Consider the following 20,671-nt stretch of genomic DNA (forward strand, 5'->3'; position numbering starts at 1 on the left):
TTACCCTATAATTGAAAGCTTAACCTACGACCACGTTCACCAATTTGCCCGGGACGACGATCACTTTCTTGATCGATTTGCCTTCGAGCAGCGCTTGCACTTTCTCCGATGCAATCGCTTGGCTTTCGACTTCTTCCTTGGTCGCTTCTTTCGGGAAGACCAGACGCTCGCGCACTTTGCCGTTGATCTGGACGACATATTCCACTTCGTCCATCGCCAGTGCGGATTCGTCGTAAACCGGCCATTCCAGCGCGTACAGCTTCGACGTTTCGCCCATCATCTCCCACAGTTCGGACGTGATGTGCGGCGCCGCCGGGTGCAGCAAGATGACAGCCGTGCGGATCGCTTCCGCTTTGGTGCCCGCATCTGCGCCTTCCGGATACGCGTAGATCGCGTTGACCAGTTCCATGATCGCGGAAATCGCGGTGTTGAACTGGTAGCGGGTGCCGATGTCTTCGGTGACTTTCTTGATCGCCGCGTGTGTCGCCATGCGCAGTTTCTTCGCCGCGTCGCCCGATGCGTCCGCTTTCAAATTGTTCTTGCGCAGAATCGGGATGTGGTTTTCCACCATGCGCCAGACGCGGTTCAAGAAGCGGTGCGCGCCCTCGACGCCCTGGTCGCTCCACTCCAGGTCGCGGTCCGGCGGTGCTGCGAACAGAATGAATACGCGCGCGGTGTCCGCGCCGTACTTGTTGATGATGTCCTCCGGCGAGACGACGTTGCCCTTGGACTTCGACATCTTCGCCCCGTTCAGGACGACCATGCCCTGGGTCAACAAACTTTCAAACGGCTCGGTGTAGTTGACCAAACCTGCGTCGTGCAGAACTTTGGTGAAGAAACGGGAGTACAGCAAATGCAAGATGGCGTGCTCGATGCCGCCGACGTATTTGTCCACCGGCAGCCAGTTGTTGGCCGCTTCCGTATCGAACGGCTGCGTCCCGTCGCCCTTGCCGGTGTAGCGCAGGTAGTACCACGAAGAGTCGATAAACGTATCCATCGTATCGGTTTCACGGCGTGCCGCGCCGCCGCAGGACGGGCAGGTCGTGTGCACGAACTCGTCGTTGGTTTCCAGCGGCGATTTGCCCTTGACGCCGAAGTCGACGTGCTCCGGCAAGAGCACCGGCAGTTGGTCTTTGGGAACCGGCACGGTGCCGCAAGACGGGCAGTTGATCATCGGGATCGGCGCGCCCCAGTAGCGTTGACGGGAAATCAGCCAGTCGCGCAGGCGGAAGGACGTCGTCGCTTTGCCGATTCCCTTTTGCTCCAGCACTTCCACGATCTTGGTCAGCGCTTCGGTGTTCGCCATGCCGTTGAACTCCGCAGAGTTGATCAAGCGTCCTTCGCCGGTGAACGCTTCGGTCAGCGCGTCTTGGTGGCCCGGGTCGATGACCGGGACGATCGGCAATTGGTACTTCGTCGCAAACTCAAAGTCGCGCTCGTCGTGCGCCGGAACGCCCATCACGCAGCCGGTGCCGTAGTCGGGCAGCACGTAGTTGGCAATCCAGATCGGCAGTTTCTCGCCGGTCAGCGGATGCACCGCATACGACCCGGTGAAGATGCCGACTTTCTCCGTGTCGGTCGACGTGCGCTCGATTTCGGACGCTTTGCGGACGCTGTCGATGAAAGCTTGTACCTCTGCCGCTCCTGCGTAGCCCTCGATCAGCTTCTGCACCAGTTCGTTCTCCGGTGCCAACACGACGTACGAAACGCCGTACAGCGTATCCGGACGGGTGGTGAACACGGTCAACGTCTCGTCGCGGCCGTGAATTCCGTAGGTGATCTCAGCACCCGTGCTCTTGCCGATCCAGTTGCGCTGCATCGTGATGACGCGCTCCGGCCAACCGCCTTGCAGTTGCTCCAGATCGGTCAACAAGCGGTCTGCGTAGTCGGTAATCTTGAAGAACCATTGCTCCAGGTCTTTCTTGACGACTTCGCTGTCGCAACGCCAGCATTCACCGTCGATGACTTGCTCGTTTGCCAAAACGGTCGAGCATTCCGGGCACCAGTTGACGGCTGCTTTCTTCTTATACGCCAAGCCGCGCTCGTAGAACAGTTGGAAGATCCACTGCGTCCACTTGTAGTAGTCCGGGTCGCAGGTCGCCAGTTCGCGGGACCAGTCGTAGGACAGACCCAGTTGCTTTTGCTGGTTGCGCATGAACGCGATGTTGTCATGCGTGGAAACGTTCGGATGCACGCCGTGCTGGATGGCGAAGTTCTCCGCCGGCATCCCGAACGCGTCCCATCCCATCGGGTGCAGGACGTTATGGCCGTGCATCTTCTTGAAGCGGGCGACGACGTCCCCGATCGAGTAGACGCGAACATGGCCCATGTGCAGGCGGCCGGACGGGTACGGGAATTGCTCCAAGCAATAATAGAAAGGTTTGTTCGGATCATGAGTGGTGTCGTGCGCGTTCGACGCTTCCCACTTCTCTTGCCATTTGGCTTCGACCTCAGAGGGCACGTAGCGATGTTCAGACATGGAGAGTTCCTCCTCCTGTAGAGTGTAGATTCTGCTGGCTGGAGGTCAGGACACAAAATAAAAACCTCCCACCCCCAGCGTCTGTTGCGCTAGGGACGAGAGGTTAGGTTATCTTCCCGTGGTACCACCCTGCTTCGGCGACAAAAAATGGCGTCGCCCTCATTGGCGTCCGGTAACGTGGACGAATCCGGCAACAAGTAGCCGATCTGAAAGACGTTTCCAGACGGTTCCCTGTTGCAGCTCTGAGGTGAGTTCGTCCGCATCCATCCTGTCGGCTTGCACCACCCGCCGACTCTCTGCAAGGATTCCACGAAGTACTGGTCCTCTTCACCGCTGTTTTCGACATATGCTGTCGGGCTTTGTTGTTAGTAGTATACGCAATCCATTTTTGTTTTGTCAACGCGGACGAACTATTTTGTTTGTATTATTTCAAGAGACACGAGTTTCTTGACGGGACACAATTACTGGGTGACGGGCGCACCTTTCATCGAACCGTGCTCTTTGAAGTTTTGGTGCCAAGAGAACGCTTTTTCCAGCACGTGCGGAGTTTGACCGCCGCGCGCGCAAGCTTCACGGAAGTAGTCGAGCGCCAGTTCGCGGTAGCTCGGATGCACGCAGTTGTTGATGATCACGTTCGCGCGTTCACGCGGAGCGAGGCCGCGCAGGTCGGCAAGGCCCTGTTCCGTGACGAGGATGTCCACATCGTGCTCGGTGTGGTCGACGTGCGTGACCATCGGCACGATCGAGGAGATGTTGCCGCCCTTCGCCAGCGACTTCGTGACGAAGATCGACATGTAGGAGTTGCGGGCAAAGTCGCCCGAACCGCCGATCCCGTTCATCATGTGAGTGCCGCCCACGTGCGTGGAGTTGATGTTGCCGTAGATGTCCGCTTCCAGCGCCGTGTTGATCGCGATCAGACCCAGACGGCGGATGACTTCCGGGTGGTTGGAGATCTCTTGCGGACGCAGGATCAGCTTGTCCTTGTACTTTTGAATGTCTTGGAAGAACTGCTGCGCTTTCGACGGAGAGAGGGTGATCGAAGAGCCGGACGCGAACACCATCTTGCCGTCGTCCATCAAGTCGAACACGGAGTCTTGCAATACTTCCGAGTACATCGTCAGGTCGTGGAACGGCGATTTGATCAAACCGTGCATGACGGCGTTCGCCACAGAGCCGATGCCCGATTGCAGCGGCATCAGTTTTTCGGTCAGGCGGCCGTGCTTCATCTCATGCGTGAAGAAATCGACGATGTGGTCTGCCATCGTTTGCGTTTCGGCATCCGGAGCCGTGACGTTGGACGTGTTGTCCGCTTTCTCGGTGATGACGATCGCGGCGATCTTCGACGGGTCGATCGGAATGAACGGCAGGCCGACGCGGTTTTGCGGGCGCAAAACCGGAACCGGTTCGCGGTACGGACGGCGCGTCGGGATGTAGATGTCGTGCATCCCTTCGAGGTCGAGCGGTTGCGCGAGGTTGAGCTCGACGATCACTTTGTCCGCCAAGATCGCGAACGTGCCGGAGTTGCCGACAGACGTCGTCGGCACGATGCCGCCCTCTTCCGTAATTGCAACCGCTTCCACGATTGCTACGTCAATTTTCCCCATCTGGTTGGAACGAATCATCTCGACCGTTTGGCTGAGATGCTGGTCGATGAACATCACGTCGCCGCTGTTGATCGCTTTGCGCAGCACCGGTTCTGCTTGGAACGGCAGGCGGCGCGCCAGCACGTTGGCTTCGGTCAAGATGCGGTCGACTTCGTCGCCGACGGAAGCGCCCGTCCAGAGGTTGATTTTCAGCGGCTTTGCTTCTTCTTGCGCGCGGCGCGCCAGTGCGAGCGGCACAACTTTCGCGTCCCCTGCGCGGGTGAAGCCGCTGATGCCGACCGTCATCCCGTCGTGTATATGAGTGGCTGCTTCTTCAGCCGATACGATTTTTCCTATCAACGATTTAAGTCGAATCCGATCCATATACATATGCTGGTCCCTCTCTCTTGTTCTTTCTTAAGTATCCAAACGATTGGTCGATGAAACTTATTGTCTTAAGGGTACCCAATTGACACGGTTTGTGTCGAATTTGTTAAGATGGCATAATCCTCGAAATTCCCTCTTTTTCACACAAAAAACTGAGGGTCCCTGCCCGACCCTCAGTATTTCGCCTTGCGAATAGTTTAGTTCACAGAACTTTAGTTTCCAATCTCAAACGCATCGCTCAACAACGGCCAGACTCCCGGCATCGCCATCCCTTGCACCTGCACCGAAACCCCGGCGAGGCCGAGTTCATGGACGAGGCAGAGCTTCGCGGCGATGCTGCGCAAGTCTTCATACCAGACTTGGCGCTGTTGCCCGTCCTCCGCTCGATACGTGTACATCGGCGACATCGCCCGGTCGTCCCAATGAATTTGCTTGGGCGCTTCCTGCACGAGGTCCGGATTCACTTCCGGGCCGTGTAAGACGAGTGACGCGATGCGGTCGCTTTGGTACGGCACCGCCCAATCGAACCCGTAGAACGGCATGCCGAGCAGCAATTTCCGGCGCGGCACCCTGCCTGTTGCATACGCGAGCGAACGGCGGACGAGATGCAGCGGCGAGAGCGCCATCGGCGGGCCGTCCACGCGCCCTCCGCAGTCTTCCGCGTTCCAGACGATGCGGTCGACGAACGTCTGCAACACGCCGATGTCATACGCCCCGTGGCGGGGATGCTCCGGATCGTCATGCTGGTGCGGCGGGACGGCGAGGTAGAGTTTGCCTCGCTTCTGATGCACGCGCAGCGCCAACTCGCGCACAAATCCGACGAAAGCAAGCCTCGCCGACGGCGGCAAGTTCGTGAATTCCAAGTGGATCCCCGCAAACTCGTCTTGGTCCAACCAAGGCCGCACCTGTTGAAAAAACTCCCGTCGGCTCGGCCCGTACATCACCACGCGCGCGGACGCCTCGTCATCTTCCGGCGCGACCAGCAACAGCCGCGACACGGGGCGCACCGTTTGCTTGCGGCTTTCATACAGCGGCGGCAACGAGAGCTCTCCCTCTTCGGACACCAGCGCGGCCGCCAGCGAAAGAGACGAGATGTGCTCCGCCGCGTCGTCGAGCGTCGCCATTTCCTCATACTCCCCTTGCACTTCCAAGCGGAGATTGACTTCCATGCGTTTTTTGTGCAACACCGGCAGCGGGACGGTCAACACGCGTCCGACCGGCAACGAATCGCGCGCCAACTTCTGGTTGGCGGCGAGGAGAATTTTTTCCGGGATGTGAAACTGGTTGGCTATCTTGCGCAACGAGTCCGACTCTTGAACGGTGTACGTTTGCAAAAGCGTCGGGACCCCCGTCGGCACAAGCAACGTCGTCCCCGGCACGAGCGGGTCCGCTTCCATTCCGTTCACGTCCACGATGCTGTCCGCCTCCACGCCGACGGCGCGGGCGATGGCGTGCAAGTTCTCGCCTTTTTTGACCACGTGTACATACATGAGCGCCCATCCACCCTCCTGGAGTTGGAGTACCCACAGGATATGTGGCAGACACCTATCTCGCTACAAAAAACAATCGTTCCGCGGTTTTTGTCGGCACGTCCCAGCCAAAGTCCGCATATACTTCTACCGTTGTGAATCCACAATCATTTAACAAACCCCGCAGGACGTCCACTTCGTAGGCGCGTTGTACGTGGAACTCATGAAACCGACGATACAATTCCTCGTCCGCATCCTCCAAAGCAAAAAACGTAATGTCATACTCCACCTGTTGCCGTTGATCGTCATAACGGCTTTGCCACAGGTAGGTCACTTCTTCGTTGTCTTCATAAAACACATTGTTGCCGAGCTTCTCTTGCAACTTGTAGATCGAGTGCACGTCAAACAAAAAACACCCGCCCGGCTTCAAATTCTGCCGAACGCGTGCAAACGTCGCCCTCAAGTCTTCTTCTTCCACGATGTAACTGAGCGAGTCGCAAAACGACACCGCCAACTCGACCGGCTCCGGAAGCACCAATTCGCGCAGATCCTGGCAGAGAAAGCGCAGTTTCGGCGACGGCCGCTCCAGTTTGCTCTGGGCGATCATCAGCATCTCTTCCGACAAATCCACTCCGGTGACGGTATAGCCTCTTTGGAAAAGCTCGAGGGTCAGCTTGCCTGTGCCGCACCCCAAATCGGCAATATGGCGCGGTTTCAGATCCAACCGCGCCATCGCCTCTTCCAAAAAGGTCATCCACCGTTCGTACGGAGCATCCTGCATGAGCAGATCGTAATACTCGGCAAACTCTCCATAAGCTGTCACAGTGTAAAACCTCGCTGCTTCACGTTTTGAAAATCTCGTTCGTGCTGGTGATGCGTTTCCCAGATGTTCCACGAATTACACGACACTCAATTGCGGAGCGTCGCCCCATACGCGTTCAAGGTTGTAGAATTCACGTTCTTCCGCACGGAAGACGTGAACCACGACGTCCCCAAAATCCACGAGGATCCAGCGAGCTTCGTCGTACCCCTCCATCGCTTTTTTGTGGACGCCGCGCTTTTCCATCTTCTCGACGACGCCGCCCGCGATGGCTTGCACCTGAGTGTTGGAATTTCCGCTGCAGATGATGAAATAATCGGCGAGCACGGACAAGTTTGCGATGTCCAAAATCACCACGTCGTTCGCCTTCTTATCTGCGGCAGCGTCAGCCGCAAATCGCGCCAATTCCAAAACTCGTTCTCTCAACATTGACATGCCTCCTAAAAAATGTGGAGTTGGGGGGTGCACCTGCTACCATAGTATTCGACAAGTGGTATTAAAGTTTCCGCTTGTCCTTGATTTTTTGCCACAAATCGTTGCGGGCAAGCAAGGTCAAGGGAAAAACGGGCTTGTGCAGGTCGAGCAAATGACGGATAGTCCCGTCAAATGCGGTGGCGAGCGCCTCATCCAAATCGGTTTCGGCGAGTTTGCGGAGCTCCTCGACGCCGGGGTAGTTGCGTCCGGCTTCGATGTAGTCCGCCAAACAGACCACTTTGTCAAGCAAGGTCATCTCGACGCGGCCGGTCGTGTGATACCGCACGGCATCGGCGATCTCTTCGTCGTGGATGTTGAACTCCTCGCGCAGCATCGTCGCCACAATCGGGCCGTGCAGCGTTTCCGCCACTTCAAAAAACGCCTCATCCACGCCGCGCGCGCGTCCGACTTCGTACCATTGCTCCACGAGCCATTCGCGGGCGTAATCGTGCGTCCAAGCGGCGAGGCGCGCTTTGAATGCGTCTGCGCCGAAGCGTTTCGCCAGCATGTCGGCCGCTTCCACCACGCCGGAGACGTGCTGGAAACGAGCATCGCTTAACACGGAGCGGACTTTTTCTTTGACTTTGGTTTCACTGACTAACGGAATCGTCATATAACTTGTTCTCCTCACTATACCGTATGACCTCGGCGGGAAGGAGATGCTTGACAGACAGATTGTGACACAATCTGTCACGCAACCACGTCGAGGAGATGTCCAAACCCGGCATGTCCACGATTCGGACGCTTTCGTTGATGTGCGGATACAGCGCAAGCACCATCTGGCAACTGGTTTTGAGGTCTTCACCCGGCCGGTTGAGCGCGAGAAGGGTCGCTTGCTCCAAGATCCGCTCCACCGATTTCCACTTCGGCAACAGCCGCAAGTTGTCCGCTCCGATGATCAAAAACAGCTCATCGTCCGGATGCTGTTCGCGGATGTGCTCCACCGTGTCCACCGTAAACGACGGACCGGGGCGGTCCAGTTCCCACGAAGTGACGCCGAACTGCGGAGAGTCGGCGATGGCGAGCTCCACCATCTTGAGACGGTGCGAGCCGTCCGTGACGGTGCGCCCGACTTTCAGCGGGTTGACGCCCGCCGGAACGAACAGCACGCGGTCCAAGCCCGCTTCTTCGAGGGCCACTTGAGCCACGACGAGGTGCCCGATGTGGATCGGGTCGAACGTGCCTCCGAAAATGCCAAGCCGCATGGGATCACCTCCTGCACACAAGGTCTACGGAAGTTCGATTTGTTTGTTCTCAGTCGATTCTTTGTACAGCACGACCTGCTTGCCGATCAGTTGCACCAATTCAGCGCCGGTGCCTTCCGCCAGCTGTTCTGCGACGACGTCCTTGTCCTCTTCGCAGTTTTGCAAAATCGAAACTTTGATCAGCTCGTGAGACTCAAGCGCCAAGTTGAGCTGTTCAATCATGTTTTCAGAAACTCCGCCTTTGCCCACTTGGGTCACCGCGTTGAGATGGTGCGCCAGAGAGCGCAGGTACCGCTTTTGCTTACCAGTTAACATATGCGAAAAACTCCTTTACGTCGGTAGCTGTTCCAAGCTTGTCCAAAATGAAAGTATAACACAGCCTACAGACAGGATTCCACCGTTTTCCGCATCACATCCGTGGGAGCCTCGACCCCGGTCCAGAGCCGGAACGCCTCCGCTCCTTGGTGGATGAACATTCCAAGCCCGCCGCTGACCCCGCAGCCCCGCGCTTTGGCCTCTTGCAAAAAACGCGTCTCTCGCGGGTTGTAGATCAGATCGCTCACGAGTTGCCCCGGCACAAGCAACGTCGTGTCCAGCGGCACTTCGTCCACATGCGGGTGCATGCCGACGGGCGTTGTGTTCACCACGAGATCGTATTCGCCGACCGTCGCAGCTACCTCGTCCAGCAGCACCGCTTGCGCTTGAGTCAAATCGGCAAGCGAGGAGAGCACCTCCGCCGCTTTGTCCGGATTGCGAACGGCGAGCGTCACGCGGGAAGCGCCGTCGAGCGCCAGTTGCGTCGCCGCCGCGCGCGCCGCTCCGCCCGCTCCAAGCAGGAGCACGCTCTTGCCCTGTGCCGCAAAACCTGTCTCTTCGCGCAAAGCGGAGAGATAGCCGATCCCGTCGGTGTTGTATCCGATCAGTCGCCCCTCGTCGTTGACGATGGTGTTCACCGCTCCGATGCGGCGGGCGGCTTCGCTGATTTCATCAAGAAACGGCATGACCGCCACCTTATGCGGAATCGTCACGTTGACGCCGCGAAGGCCGAGTGTCCGGATGGACTCTACCGCTTGTCCCACCCGTTCCGGCAACACATCAAACGCTGCATAGACGAAATCCAGTCCGAGATGGGCAAACGCCGCGTTGTGCATCTGCGGCGACTTGGAATGCGCAACCGGATGTCCAAACAGCCCGGTCAGCCGTGTACGGCTTACAGTCATATCCAATCCCTCCTTGCCTCAAGTCTAGCATGATTTACCGAACCTGTCAGGAACGCAAGACACAAAAAAAGGATCTGCCCGCATCTGGGCAGATCCTTTTTGATTCCGTTATTTGCGAAACTCGATCTGCAGGCGCATCCCTGTGCTTTCAAATGAAAACTGCAAATCGTACAGGTGGTAATCGACCAATTCCGGCTGTTGGTGGCGCACCGTCTGCACCCCTTGGTGCAGGGAATGGATCAAATCGTCCAATCGAAGTGCGACACCCAAGCCCGGCAAACTCTCCACCACCGTTTCCACTCTTCGCCGTGCTGCTCCTCTCAAACTTCCTCCCCCTCCCGCGGTCGTTCTGTCGAAAAAACGCGTGTACCCTAGATTATGGGAGACAGGGGAGGGTTTATGACAGGAATTTCGACTAAATCAGCGCGCGGCGGGTATGTACATCGACACCCTTGGGCGCGTGAATGCGCACGTTGGTGTAGTGCTGACCGCGCAACGTAACCCAGCCGATGCCGGAGATCACCACGTCTTGCGGATGGCCCGATTTGAGCGTGAAGGAATGCGTGACCCACTCGGTCAGCACCGGGTTGATCTCTTCTCCCTCATACGGCGGGGTCAACAGCGTGCCGAGGTGTTTGGCGTACAGCTCGTCGGCGTTCTCCAGCTTCGTGCGGTGCACGTTCAACTGGTTGGCGCAATACACGGTAAAGCCTTGCTTCGGGCCTTCGACATAATCCACGCGGGCGAGGCCGCCAAGGAACAGGGTTTGCCCGTCATTGAGCTGGTAGGTTTTCGGGTTGATGTACGCTTCCGGCGTGATGTCGCGCAAGCCCTTCGGCGAGACGAGGTCGGTCAAGCGGTGCTTCGTCATGATCCCCGGCGTGTCGATGATTCTGCCGTGACCCGGCAATTCGATGGAGATCGTGGAGAGCGTCGTGCCCGGATAGCGCGACGTGGTCAACTCCGCGCCTTCCTCTTCGCCAAACAAGTTCAACAGCCCGTTGATCAGCGTGGACTTGCCGACGTTCGCCGTGCCGACGACATAGACGTCGCGCTTGCCGGCGCGCGCTTCGATCGCCGTCTTCACGTTCTCGATCTCGATGCGCTTCTTGGCGGAGACGAGGAAGATCTGGTCGACTTCGACGCCTTGCTTTTTGACTTCGTACTTCAGCCAGTTCTCGACGCGCTCCCAGTTCGTGCTGCGCGGAAGCAGGTCGGCTTTGTTGGCGACGAGCAGGATCGGGTTCTTGCCGACGTACTTCTTGATGTCCTTCACCCAAGATCCGGCGAAGTCAAACAGGTCGACCACCTTCACGACCAGCGCGTTGCGGCGGCCGATGTCGGAGAGAATCTTCTGAAAGCCCGCGTTGTTCAGCGGAACCGGCGCCACTTCGTTGTAATGCTTGATGCGGTAACAGCGCTGGCAGACCGGAAACTCGCGTTCGATGACAGAGTTGAGCGGTGCATAGCCCGGCTCCGACTTCTCTTCCGTCTGGATTACGATGCCGCAGCCGCTGCACGTCAAGTCAAGATCAAGTTCAGACATGTTGTTTTCTTCACTCCCAAGGTATCATTCCGCGTCTGCGCAGATACGCAAACGCCAAGCGTTCCATCGCGCGCAGAACTTTGGTGCCGATAAACTCCTTCTCGCCGATCGGTACGACGAGGACGGTGTACAATCCCATTCTGTTCCCGCCCAGCACGTCGGTAAACAGTTGGTCTCCGATGACGACCGTTTCTTCGCGCTTGGTGCCAAGCACTTCGAGCGCCCGGTGAAACGGTGCGTTCTTCGGCTTGTTGGCTTTGGCGATCCACGGGATGTTCAAGGGCTTTGCGAACCGCTCCACCCGATGATGATTGTTGTTGGAGACGATGCAGACTTTGATGCCGTAAGTGTCGCGCACGTGGTCGAGCCACTGCAAGATCTTCGGCGTCGCGTCCGGTTCGTCCCATCTGACCAGCGTATTATCGAGGTCGGTGATGATGCCGCGCACTCCACGCGCTTTCAGTTGTTCGAGATCAATCTCGTACACCGATTCCACGAAGAGGCTGGGTACCAATCGACGCATGGGATCTCACCTCATGTTTAGGTATGTCCGTCACCTGTTGAGAATATCATACAATTTCCAAATTAAAAAGGAAAAAACCTCTGTTGCCGGCTCGAGCGTAGCACAGAGGTTTTTTCCTTTACTCTACTGTTGTACTACATGATATTAGACAAACGAGTTGAAAAATCCTTTTCGACAGGCTTTGGTATTTCTTGTCCATTTTTATTCTACGATGGAACGGAGGTTTTTGTGTCCTCTTGCTCGCTGCTTTTACAACGTGTCGCGGAGATAACCGAGACATTCTTCCAGCATCGAGAGAGTCAGATGATGCCCCACATGGCGCGCGGGCCGCAAGTCCGACGTGCCCAACTTCTCGTGAAACTCGGCCGTGAGCGCAAACGGCATGATCTCGTCCGCCGTGCCGTGCAGCAGCAGAATCTTGCGCCCCGCAAGCGCCGCCACTTGCTCCATCGGATCATACGCCCGCAAGCGCTCCCGTTCGCGGCCATCGACGGGCGGACGGCCTTCCTGCTTCCGGCTGTGGTCTTCAAACTTCACGAAGTTCGGGGCGCTGTTGACCGCCGCCAAGACTTTCACGTTCAGATTGCGCGCAAACGCCGCCGACGCGATCTGCCCGCCCATCGAACTGCCGACCAACGCGAGGCGTGCCCCATCAACGAACGGGAGTGCGGCGAGGTCGCTGATCATGTTCGGCACTTCGTCCACCGCGCTCATCACCGCTTCCCAATACCGCGCGTACCCCTCGGCGTTGAAGTGGTTCTCCAGATGCCCGCGCTGTCCGTGCAACGGCACTTCCGGCATCCACACGTTGTACCCTTGCTGCGCCATCACGGTCGCGAGGAACGTAAACCATTCCACCTGTGTACCCCACCCGTGGTAAAAAACCATCGTCGGCAGCGCCCCTGCCGACTCCGGGCGCACCAGCACGCCGGGGACGCCTCCCAGTTTCGACGGTTCCAGTTCCAGCGCAGGTGCTGCAATTCGCTCTCTCATGTCTCTCTCCCCTTACGAAAAAAGGTAAAGGCTGTGACCGAGAACCGGCCACAGCCTTTGGGTTAACAACAGCGGGTCACTTCCCCCGAGTCGTAGCGCTCTTTCAAGCGTTGCAGATAGAAGTCGCGCTCGTTCAACGGTTCTTGGTCAGGATGGGTGGCGTTGTGGTGTTCGAGATACTTTTCGTAATCGGGCATCCCGAACATCGTCTTCACGGTGGAACGCGCCTTGCTCATCCAGACGAGGGCGTTCTTCATGACGCTCCCTCCCTGTTTTCATTATGCGTTCAAATTGTTGGACTGCACAAACGGCGTTTCCGACAGCGGAGGAGTCTTGCGGCCGGAGAGGATTTGAATCCACACGCGCGCCGCGTCGAGCACGATCAGCACGACGATCGCCATGAAGATCCCGCACACCACCGCGTCGAGGCGGTCGTTGAAGATGATCTGTTGCATCTGTGCCGTATCCTTCGCCGGAGCGAGCAGTTTTCCTGCATCGAGCGACGCTTGGTACTTGTCGGCATGCACGAGGAAGCCGATCTTGAGGTCTTGCGAGAAGATCTTCATCCAACCGGCCGTAAGCGTCGTCGCCAACAGCCAAATCAGCGGCAGGACGGTGACCCAGACATGCTTGACCTTGCCGGACTTCAGCAAGAAGGTCGTCGCCACGGTCAACGCGATGCCCGCGAGCATCTGGTTGGAAATCCCGAACATCGCCCACAGCGAGTTGATCCCGCCCAGCGGGTCGACGACACCGGCGTAGAGGAAGTACCCCCAACCGGCTGTGATCAACGCCGAAGCAAAGATGTTCGCGAACGTGTTGTCCGTTTTGCCAAGCGCCGGCACGATGTTGCCGAACAGATCTTGGAACATGAAGCGGCCGATCCGCGTCCCTGCGTCGATCGTGGTCAAGATGAACACCGCTTCAAACAGAATTGCGAAGTGATACCAGAAAGCGGTCATCGCCGAGCCGCCGAGGAACTTCGCGAAGATCGCCGCCATCCCGACCGCCAGAGCCGGCGCGCCGCCCGTGCGGGCGAGAATCGAGTTCTCGCCGACGTCTTTCGCCCATTGCGTGAGCGTCGCGGCGTCGATGGTGAAGCCGAGTTTCTGAATCGCGACCACAGCCGAGTTCACATCCGGGCCGAGCACGGCAGCCGGAGAGTTGATGGCAAAGTACACGCCCGGCGTCAGCGCGCACGCGGCGATCAACGCCATGATCGCGACGCCGGATTCCATCAGCATGCCTCCGTAGCCGATGAAGCGGGTGTGCGATTCCTTCATGACCATCTTCGGCGTCGTGCCGGAAGAGACCAGCGAGTGGAAGCCGGACATCGCGCCGCAGGCGATGGTGATGAACAGGAACGGGAACAGCGGACCTGCGAAGACCGGGCCGGAGCCGTCGAGGAGCGACGTCAGTTTCGGCATGTGAATCTCCGGACGGACGATCAAGATGCCGATCGCCAAGAGACCGATGGTGCCGATCTTCAAGAACGAAGACAGATAATCGCGCGGTGCCAAGAGCAGCCAAACCGGCAGGATCGAAGCGACGAAGCCGTAGCCCATCAACATCCACGCGAGCGTGGTTTTGGAGTAGTCAAAGTAGTGCGCGATCGACGAATCGGCCACAACTTGGCCGAAGTACAGAGCGAGCATCAACAGCACGAAGCCGATCAAGGAACCTTCCAACACGCGGCCCGGGCGGATGTAGCGCATGTACAAGCCCATGAACAGCGCGATCGGAAGCGTGGAGAACACGGTGAACGTCGCCCACGGCGAGTGGAACATCGCGTTGACGACCACCATCGCCAGGACGGCGATCAAGATGATCATGATGGCGAGAACGCCGATCAGAGCCAGCGCGCCGCCAAACGGCCCGATCTCTTCCTTGGCGATTTGGCCGAGCGATTTCCCGTTGCGGCGCATCGAGCCGAACAGGATGACAAAGTCTTGAACCGCGCCGCCGAGCACAACGCCGACGAGAATCCAGATCATACCGGGCAAGTATCCCATCTGCGCCGCCAGGATCGGGCCGACCAGCGGACCTGCGCCTGCGATCGCCGCAAAGTGGTGACCGAACAGCACCCACTTGTTGGTCGGGACATAGTCTTTGCCGTCGTTGTTGATTTCAGCAGGCGTCGCCCGCTTGTCGTCGAGGCCGAAAACTTTCTTCGCCATGTATTTCGAGTAGAAACGATACCCGATGGCGTACGTGCAGACAGCTGCCACCACGATCCAAGATGCGGAGATCGTCTCGCCGTTGTTGATCGCCAGCAGCGCAAACGCCACGCCGCCGAGAACCGACACCGCTGTCCAGATCAGAATCGAAAGCAAGTTCTTGTTCACGGTATGGAGTTCCCCCTTCATAAGATCGAAATCGATATGAAACCGTTTTACTATGAGAATTATACGACAAATCTGTGAATTTATCATCTTTCTGCAAAAAAAAAATCCGACCGTAGAAGCTACGGTCGGTTCTAAACCTTACAGATAAGAGCGAGCCCCGATGTAACGCGGGCCCCAATAGCCGTCATGCAGAGAGTCGATCTTCACGCCGTGCGAAGTGGTCGCGGAGATGAACTGGTCGTTGCCGATGTAGATGCCGACGTGGGTTGCCCCCGCGCCGTATGTAGTGAAGAACACGAGATCGCCGGCTTTCAAAGAATCGACGCCGGAACCGCCTGCGTAGATGTCGGCTGCCGTGCGCGGCACGGAAACACCGTACTCATTCAGAACATAGCCGACAAAACCGGAGCAGTCAAAACCGGACGGCGAGCTTCCTGCCCACGCGTACGGAGTGCCGATGTACTTCTCAGCGGTTTCCACGACTTGGTCGCCGGTGGTCGTGCCTTTCTCCGCTTTCAGTTTGGCAACTGCGTTGCGGATCGCCGGGCCGGTTTCGATCCCGACTTTGCCGTTGACTTCAATGCCGTGGTCGCGTTGAAACGCGCGGACGGCGTCTGCCGTGATCTCACCGTAGTAACCGGTGTTCTGCGGGTATGTAAAATAACCGAGATAGCGAAGATCTGCTTGCACTTGAGTGACATCATCACCGGTGGACCCGATGGTGATCAAAGTCTGTCCGTACGTGACAGCCGCATGCGCTTGCACAGTAGACAGAGACGGCGCAACAAAGACGAGGGCAGCAACAAACAAGGCTTGTACAATACGTTTCAAAATCAAGTTCCTCCCTGGCGGCCTCCGAGGTTAGTTGACGGGTTCGGGTCGAGAGTAACCCTGCCGCAAACAGCGCGGCTTCACCCCATTGGAAAAAAGTCCCCCGTACTGGTTTTCGTACCAGATTCGGCCAATTTCGACATAATGAAAGTCTAGCATAGTAATTGTCAGAAATCAACGAAATAGTAGATTCCGGTTTGTGAATTTTTCGACACAGAAAATGTACAAAACGTAGAAAATCTCTCATTCGCCCGCCGCGAAATGAGAGAGTTTTTTTTCGTAGAGTTTGAAGAACGGATAGTAGATCAGCCCCGCAACGGCGAGATCAACACCCTGCAACACCGTCCCGCGCCACGACCCGTCGGCGAGAAAGCCCCCGAGAAACACCGGCATCGTCAACGGCGGCTGCACGGTCGGCACCGGAACCAGCCCGCTGTGCATCGCGAGGAAGTTGATCGTTACAATCACCGTCGGCGCCGCGAGCAACGGCAGCGCGAGAATCGGGTTCAGCGCGATCGGAACGCCGAACACGACCGGCTCGTTGATGTTGAACAAGGCCGGCACGAGCGCCACCCGTCCGACTTGCTTCAATTGAGACACGTGCGAGCGCAGCAGCATGAACACCAACGGCAGCGTCGCCCCCGACCCTCCCAAGTGCGCATACATATGAAAAAACGGCTCCGACACGATATGGGTCGCCTGCTCTCCCGCCCCCAACTCCGCGATGTTCGAACTGAGATTGTTCTGCCACAGCGGATACGCCACCGATGATACGACGTTCATCCCGTGAATGCCGACCGCCCAGAGCAGCATCATCAGCCAAATTTGCAAAATCGCCGAGGGCAGCGTGTCGGACGCTTGCACGAGGAAGCTCAACTTCGCCATCACGATCTGCGGCAGGGTCAGCGCCGTCGCCGGGTCGAGCGGTTGCGGCGACCAAGTCGTCGTCGCCCACCATTCCAGCAAAAACGCGCTGCCGACTGCGAGAAACGCCGGCACCATCATCTCAAACGAGCGCGAGACGTTCTGCGGAACGGCGGGCGGCATCTTCAGAATCAACCCGCGCCGGAGCAAGAAGCGATTCAACTCCGCCACCCCGATGCCGGTCAGCATCGCCACAAACAGCCCCACCGCGCCGAGGTCGTCGAGAAATCGGTCGAGCGAAATTGCGCTCAATCCGACCAGATGCCCGTGCTGTCGAACGCCGACGGGCAAGCAAAACACCAGCAGTGTCGCCATCGCCATCAGACCGACGCGCCCGCCGTCCATTTTGTAATGCTTGGCGAGGCTTTCCGCCACGCCGTAACAGACCCAGAACGCCACCAACCCGAACGTGAGTTGATAGGGGATCATCAGCATCGGACGGGCTTCTGTCAGCCACTCGCTCACACGTCCCAGCCACCCGCCGTGCAGTCCGTCCGGCAGCGGCGGGATGGCGAGAATCAGAAAAATCGACCCGACGATGATCATCGGCAGCGCGCTTCCAATAAACGCGTTGCGGATCGCCTGCATGTAGCGGTTCTCCACGATCTTTGCCGTGACGGGCAGAAGCGTCCGTTCCATAAAGCTCAACAGTTTGTCCATGCCGCCTCAAACTCCCTGTTCCAACAAAGACAACGCTTGATGCAGCGCCGCTCGTCCATCCGCCAGCGCGTACGCCCGTCCTTCGATCACGCCCGCCGGAAGCCCGTGTGCGGCGATTCCGTTTAACAGATACCGCACTTGCGGCGCGATCAAAAACACATCGGTCTCGTCCACGACGTCCGGGACTTCATTGCTGCCGATCGCCCGAATCCGGACTTGCGCGCCCGCTTCCTTGGCGGCCGTTTCCATCGAATTCACCAGAAGCGACGTGGACAGTCCAAAGGAGCAAACCAGCACGATGTTGCGATTCATCCACGCACCCCCTCTCCTTGCGCCAACAATCTCCAGAGATGCCCGAGCTCACAAGCCGGGACTTCAATTTCGAGCGCGTCGGTCACGCGTTGGAGCGCCAAGAGAATCTGTTCCCCGCCCTCCACAGGCGGCGGCAACTCTCCGCGTTCTTCCGTCGGCCACACACCGCGCTTCAGGCGATGCTCAATCGCCATCACCAAGTGCATCGTCACGCCGATTTGCAAATCCACATCCAACTCCCGGCCCCACATCTGCGAGAGCCGCTCCAGCGCTTTGACGAGTTCCGGCACGAGGAAGTACGGATTGACGTGCAGCACCGTGCGGCGCAGCGTTTCAATCAGCGCTTCCCAAATCGGCGTCTCCGGTTGCTCGCCCATCCGCCATTGCAGGGTCGATCCGATCAAGTGCGAGATGCGGCGCAGACCTTCGCCTGTCAAAATCTCTTGCGCCGAGACGAACGGCACGCCCTCGACGTTCGGGTTCAGCGTGCCCGCCACCGCGAGCAACGGCCCGTCGCCCACCAATTTCCGCATCCGCTCCGGCGTCTCCTCCAAGGAGGCGATCGAAACCGGCACGATCTGCAAGTCGTAATCTTCCGGCAAGAGCAAGCGCTCTTCCAGAATCGCTTTTAACTGCATCGCCGACCCTTGCCCCGTCACGCAGACGACCGGCAGGATTCCGCGCCGGACGCCCTGCGGGTCCGCGCTTGCAGACGTGTCGCTGAGCGCCCGTTGGACGAGGCCGTTTTGCAGAGAGGAAAGCGTCGTTCCCGGCGCAAACGCCGCCCGGCGGACCGCGTCGATCACCAAGCGCGTCGTCACGCCCGGAACCGTCGCTGCCTGAAGCCCCGTCTTCGCTTGAACGGCGTCGCCGACAGCCAGCAGATCGCCCATGTCGGCGAGCAGCAGCACGCCTTTGCCTTCATCCGTTTCCTGCGCCATCCGGGTTAACGTCTCCACCACTTCTGCGTGCGGCATTTCCAGCGGCACGTTGCAAGCAACGCCGTGCGACGTCCCGAGCAACTTCTGCGCCGTTTCCAGCATCGAAGCCGCCGTCGACGTTCCGTACGCCGCCACGATCACGCCGACGCGGGCAAACTGCGGAGATTCTTGCGCCGCCGCCAACATCGTGGCGAGAAATCCGATTTCGCTCTCCGGCAGCAGAATGCCTGTCCGTTTCGCAAAAAACTCCACCATCTCCCCTGCCGTCCGGTATTCCTCCGGGGCTTCCAAAGGCAAGTTGGCAAGTCCTGTGCTTTGCAACGGCACTCCGGTGCGCAAGCGATCGACCGCCGACCGCAAGTGCAGAGCGGCGCCGAACACCGTCTGCGAAGAAAACACGCGCTCCAAGCGCCGGGACGCGAGATCGAACATCTCTTCCACCACTTGCAGAAACTCTTCGCCGACCATCTTCGCCAAGTCCTGTCGACGCGACTCAAACTGCCGGGACACCCGCTGCAAGAAACGCCGGAAGTAGACATCGATCTCGCCGGAGAGCACGCGGTTGACCTCTTCCTCGTTCAGCCCGCGCCCGCGCAGTTCCACCGCTTGTTGTTCCAGCATGTCATAGACGCTCTCTTCCTCATGCTGCACGTGCGGCCGTTCCTCATCTTGGCTGTGCAAGAGCACCCCCTTCGGCACGTGTTGCAGGAGCCGCTCCAGATCCTGCCGTCGGTCGGGCGTCTTGACCAGACCGCGCTGCACATGATCGGACGCGTTCTCCAAGAACACTTTCAGCAAGTGGGCGTTCTCTTCGTGCATCTGCGCCAAGAAAGCACGGGCGCACAACAGTTGAATCTCGCTCTTGAGCTGCCCGACGTTGGCGGGACAGTCGAACAGGAGCAAGGCTTTCAACACATCTGCCGAAATCCAGAGCGGACGTTGGACGCGCGCCGACTCTTCCTGAAACAAGAACAGGATCAGCGCATAGCGCTCCTCCGGCGTCCGCTCGTCCAGCGACGGGATGTTGATCCACATCGGGATGCGGCGAATAAACGTCATGAGCAGCGCGGACTGCACGTTCTCCGTCGTCGCCGCGATCAGCCGCACTTTGGCTTTGCGCGACGTGTCCGCTTCACCGAGCCGGCGAAACACCCCCTTGTCAAGCAGGGTGAACAACATCTCTTGCCCTTCCGGCGGCAGGCGGTGCACTTCATCCAAAAAAAGCACGCCCCCGTCCGCTTTCTCGACCAAGCCGGGACGGTCGCGGTCCGCGCCGGTGTACGCGCCCTTCTCCACGCCGAACAGCTGGGAGAGCAGCAGTTGCGGGTTGTTGGCATAGTCGGCGCAGTTGAACGCGACAAACGGCGAGCCGTCCGGAACGCGCTCCGTCTCCACGGCGAAGCGGTACATGCAGTCGGCAAACAGCGTTTTGCCGACTCCCGACGAGCCGGTCAAGAGCGTGTGCAGCCCGTTTGGCGGGTAGAGAATCGCCGCTTTTGCCAGCTCGATCGGTTTTTTCAAAGAGCCGTCCTTGCCTTGGAGCGAGTCGAACGCCGAGCGGCAGAAGACCCGCGTCTGCCCGGCTTTTTTCGAAACGGCGCGGCGCATGCGCGTGACGATGTCGGCAAAACTCAGCCACGAGCCGTACTCGTGGGCGATTTGACCGCGCGCGTCCTCGCCCAACCGTTCGATCAATCCTTGATAGGAAAAAAACAAGACCGGTTTTCCACCGATCTTGATCGCTTTTCGTTGCGCGACCAGCCCGTTTAGGTCGCGGCTGGCGTTGCTGCGGTCGATGCCAAGCCGTTCCCCGGTGACTTCCGCCGTCAACCCCTGAGTGTGAGCCGGACCGACTGCGTCGAGGTCGAAGTGTTCGGTTGTCCATTCATAGAGGAGAAGGTCGACTCGTTGCTGTCGCTTCATTGGCATCTTCCTTTGTTCGATTCTTATTTTATTCAT

At 58.4% G+C, this 20,671-nt stretch carries 19 protein-coding genes, 1 riboswitch and 1 other annotated feature; all 19 genes read right to left on the bottom strand.

What is annotated here, in order from left to right; translation table 11 throughout:
• Positions 1 to 19: 19 nt before the first annotated feature.
• The 19 genes from leuS to EL26_RS00980 all read right to left on the bottom strand — a co-directional run bounded on the left by leuS (position 20) and on the right by EL26_RS00980 (position 20,635).
• Complete coding sequence (leuS, locus tag EL26_RS00890) at positions 20 to 2,479, bottom strand: leucine--tRNA ligase (RefSeq protein WP_038083406.1); 2,460 nt, start codon at positions 2,477 to 2,479, stop codon at positions 20 to 22.
• An 88-nt stretch (positions 2,480 to 2,567) separates the two neighbouring features.
• Positions 2,568 to 2,819 (bottom strand) — a binding site (T-box leader).
• 121 nt (positions 2,820 to 2,940) lie between these two features.
• Entirely contained in the window at positions 2,941 to 4,452 is a 1,512-nt protein-coding gene (locus EL26_RS00895; protein ID WP_038083407.1) for an acetyl-CoA hydrolase/transferase family protein, read from the bottom strand.
• Between the two features lie 209 nt (positions 4,453 to 4,661).
• Entirely contained in the window at positions 4,662 to 5,939 is a 1,278-nt protein-coding gene (locus tag EL26_RS00900) for a LysM peptidoglycan-binding domain-containing protein (protein ID WP_038083410.1), read from the bottom strand.
• 55 nt (positions 5,940 to 5,994) lie between these two features.
• A complete protein-coding gene (locus EL26_RS00905; protein ID WP_038083411.1) occupies positions 5,995 to 6,741 on the bottom strand; it encodes a class I SAM-dependent DNA methyltransferase in 747 nt (248 codons plus the stop codon).
• A 75-nt stretch (positions 6,742 to 6,816) separates the two neighbouring features.
• Positions 6,817 to 7,164 carry a ribosome silencing factor gene (gene rsfS / locus EL26_RS00910; RefSeq protein ID WP_038083737.1) on the bottom strand — a complete coding sequence of 116 codons (348 nt, stop codon included), beginning with the start codon at positions 7,162 to 7,164 and terminating at the stop codon, positions 6,817 to 6,819.
• Positions 7,165 to 7,234: 70 nt separating this feature from the next.
• A complete protein-coding gene (gene yqeK / locus EL26_RS00915; RefSeq protein ID WP_038083413.1) occupies positions 7,235 to 7,825 on the bottom strand; it encodes a bis(5'-nucleosyl)-tetraphosphatase (symmetrical) YqeK in 591 nt (196 codons plus the stop codon).
• Positions 7,803 to 8,417 carry a nicotinate-nucleotide adenylyltransferase gene (gene nadD / locus EL26_RS00920; protein WP_038083414.1) on the bottom strand — a complete coding sequence of 205 codons (615 nt, stop codon included), beginning with the start codon at positions 8,415 to 8,417 and terminating at the stop codon, positions 7,803 to 7,805. The genes yqeK and nadD overlap by 23 nt, the downstream gene beginning before the upstream one ends.
• Before the next feature lie 24 nt (positions 8,418 to 8,441).
• Complete coding sequence (gene yhbY, locus EL26_RS00925) at positions 8,442 to 8,732, bottom strand: ribosome assembly RNA-binding protein YhbY (protein WP_038083417.1); 291 nt, start codon at positions 8,730 to 8,732, stop codon at positions 8,442 to 8,444.
• Between the two features lie 65 nt (positions 8,733 to 8,797).
• Positions 8,798 to 9,637, bottom strand: coding sequence for a shikimate dehydrogenase (gene aroE, locus EL26_RS00930; protein ID WP_038083419.1), 840 nt, complete (start codon positions 9,635 to 9,637; stop codon positions 8,798 to 8,800).
• Positions 9,638 to 9,745: 108 nt separating this feature from the next.
• Positions 9,746 to 9,961, bottom strand: coding sequence for a hypothetical protein (locus EL26_RS00935; protein WP_152559132.1), 216 nt, complete (start codon positions 9,959 to 9,961; stop codon positions 9,746 to 9,748).
• A 91-nt stretch (positions 9,962 to 10,052) separates the two neighbouring features.
• Positions 10,053 to 11,183, bottom strand: coding sequence for a ribosome biogenesis GTPase YqeH (yqeH, locus tag EL26_RS00940; RefSeq protein ID WP_038083423.1), 1,131 nt, complete (start codon positions 11,181 to 11,183; stop codon positions 10,053 to 10,055).
• A gap of 10 nt (positions 11,184 to 11,193) precedes the next feature.
• Complete coding sequence (locus EL26_RS00945; protein WP_038083425.1) at positions 11,194 to 11,706, bottom strand: YqeG family HAD IIIA-type phosphatase; 513 nt, start codon at positions 11,704 to 11,706, stop codon at positions 11,194 to 11,196.
• A 249-nt stretch (positions 11,707 to 11,955) separates the two neighbouring features.
• A complete protein-coding gene (locus tag EL26_RS00950; protein WP_038083426.1) occupies positions 11,956 to 12,699 on the bottom strand; it encodes an alpha/beta fold hydrolase in 744 nt (247 codons plus the stop codon).
• A 62-nt stretch (positions 12,700 to 12,761) separates the two neighbouring features.
• Complete coding sequence (locus EL26_RS00955; protein WP_038083427.1) at positions 12,762 to 12,956, bottom strand: YbdD/YjiX family protein; 195 nt, start codon at positions 12,954 to 12,956, stop codon at positions 12,762 to 12,764.
• A gap of 21 nt (positions 12,957 to 12,977) precedes the next feature.
• Entirely contained in the window at positions 12,978 to 15,044 is a 2,067-nt protein-coding gene (locus EL26_RS00960; protein ID WP_038083429.1) for a carbon starvation CstA family protein, read from the bottom strand.
• 138 nt (positions 15,045 to 15,182) lie between these two features.
• On the bottom strand, positions 15,183 to 15,875 hold the full coding sequence (locus tag EL26_RS00965; protein WP_052035832.1) for a C40 family peptidase: 693 nt from the start codon (positions 15,873 to 15,875) through the stop codon (positions 15,183 to 15,185).
• 5 nt (positions 15,876 to 15,880) lie between these two features.
• Positions 15,881 to 16,017, bottom strand: a riboswitch (cyclic di-AMP (ydaO/yuaA leader).
• A gap of 101 nt (positions 16,018 to 16,118) precedes the next feature.
• Complete coding sequence (locus EL26_RS00970; RefSeq protein WP_038083432.1) at positions 16,119 to 17,459, bottom strand: PTS sugar transporter subunit IIC; 1,341 nt, start codon at positions 17,457 to 17,459, stop codon at positions 16,119 to 16,121.
• Between the two features lie 6 nt (positions 17,460 to 17,465).
• Positions 17,466 to 17,771 carry a PTS sugar transporter subunit IIB gene (locus EL26_RS00975; protein ID WP_038083434.1) on the bottom strand — a complete coding sequence of 102 codons (306 nt, stop codon included), beginning with the start codon at positions 17,769 to 17,771 and terminating at the stop codon, positions 17,466 to 17,468.
• Positions 17,768 to 20,635: a sigma-54-dependent transcriptional regulator gene (locus EL26_RS00980; RefSeq protein WP_038083437.1), complete on the bottom strand. Its 2,868-nt coding sequence runs from the start codon at positions 20,633 to 20,635 to the stop codon at positions 17,768 to 17,770. Before EL26_RS00980 ends, EL26_RS00975 begins: the two co-directional genes overlap by 4 nt.
• Positions 20,636 to 20,671: the final 36 nt, after the last annotated feature.

Origin of the sequence: Tumebacillus flagellatus, assembly GCF_000714935.1 — a bacterium.
Taxonomy (GTDB): Bacteria; Bacillota; Bacilli; order Tumebacillales; family Tumebacillaceae; genus Tumebacillus; species Tumebacillus flagellatus.

Bases quoted from the DNA above. Each gene is read 5' to 3' on its own strand.
- leuS (WP_038083406.1), bottom strand. From the start codon at position 2,479: ATGTCTGAACATCGCTACGTGCCCTCTGAGGTCGAAGCCAAATGGCAA.
- EL26_RS00895 (WP_038083407.1), bottom strand. From the start codon at position 4,452: ATGTATATGGATCGGATTCGACTTAAATCGTTGATAGGAAAAATCGTA.
- EL26_RS00900 (WP_038083410.1), bottom strand. From the start codon at position 5,939: ATGTATGTACACGTGGTCAAAAAAGGCGAGAACTTGCACGCCATCGCC.
- yqeK (WP_038083413.1), bottom strand. From the start codon at position 7,825: ATGACGATTCCGTTAGTCAGTGAAACCAAAGTCAAAGAAAAAGTCCGC.
- nadD (WP_038083414.1), bottom strand. From the start codon at position 8,417: ATGCGGCTTGGCATTTTCGGAGGCACGTTCGACCCGATCCACATCGGG.
- yhbY (WP_038083417.1), bottom strand. From the start codon at position 8,732: ATGTTAACTGGTAAGCAAAAGCGGTACCTGCGCTCTCTGGCGCACCAT.
- aroE (WP_038083419.1), bottom strand. From the start codon at position 9,637: ATGACTGTAAGCCGTACACGGCTGACCGGGCTGTTTGGACATCCGGTT.
- yqeH (WP_038083423.1), bottom strand. From the start codon at position 11,183: ATGTCTGAACTTGATCTTGACTTGACGTGCAGCGGCTGCGGCATCGTA.
- EL26_RS00945 (WP_038083425.1), bottom strand. From the start codon at position 11,706: ATGCGTCGATTGGTACCCAGCCTCTTCGTGGAATCGGTGTACGAGATT.
- EL26_RS00950 (WP_038083426.1), bottom strand. From the start codon at position 12,699: ATGAGAGAGCGAATTGCAGCACCTGCGCTGGAACTGGAACCGTCGAAA.
- EL26_RS00955 (WP_038083427.1), bottom strand. From the start codon at position 12,956: ATGAAGAACGCCCTCGTCTGGATGAGCAAGGCGCGTTCCACCGTGAAG.
- EL26_RS00970 (WP_038083432.1), bottom strand. From the start codon at position 17,459: ATGGACAAACTGTTGAGCTTTATGGAACGGACGCTTCTGCCCGTCACG.
- EL26_RS00975 (WP_038083434.1), bottom strand. From the start codon at position 17,771: ATGAATCGCAACATCGTGCTGGTTTGCTCCTTTGGACTGTCCACGTCG.
- EL26_RS00980 (WP_038083437.1), bottom strand. From the start codon at position 20,635: ATGAAGCGACAGCAACGAGTCGACCTTCTCCTCTATGAATGGACAACC.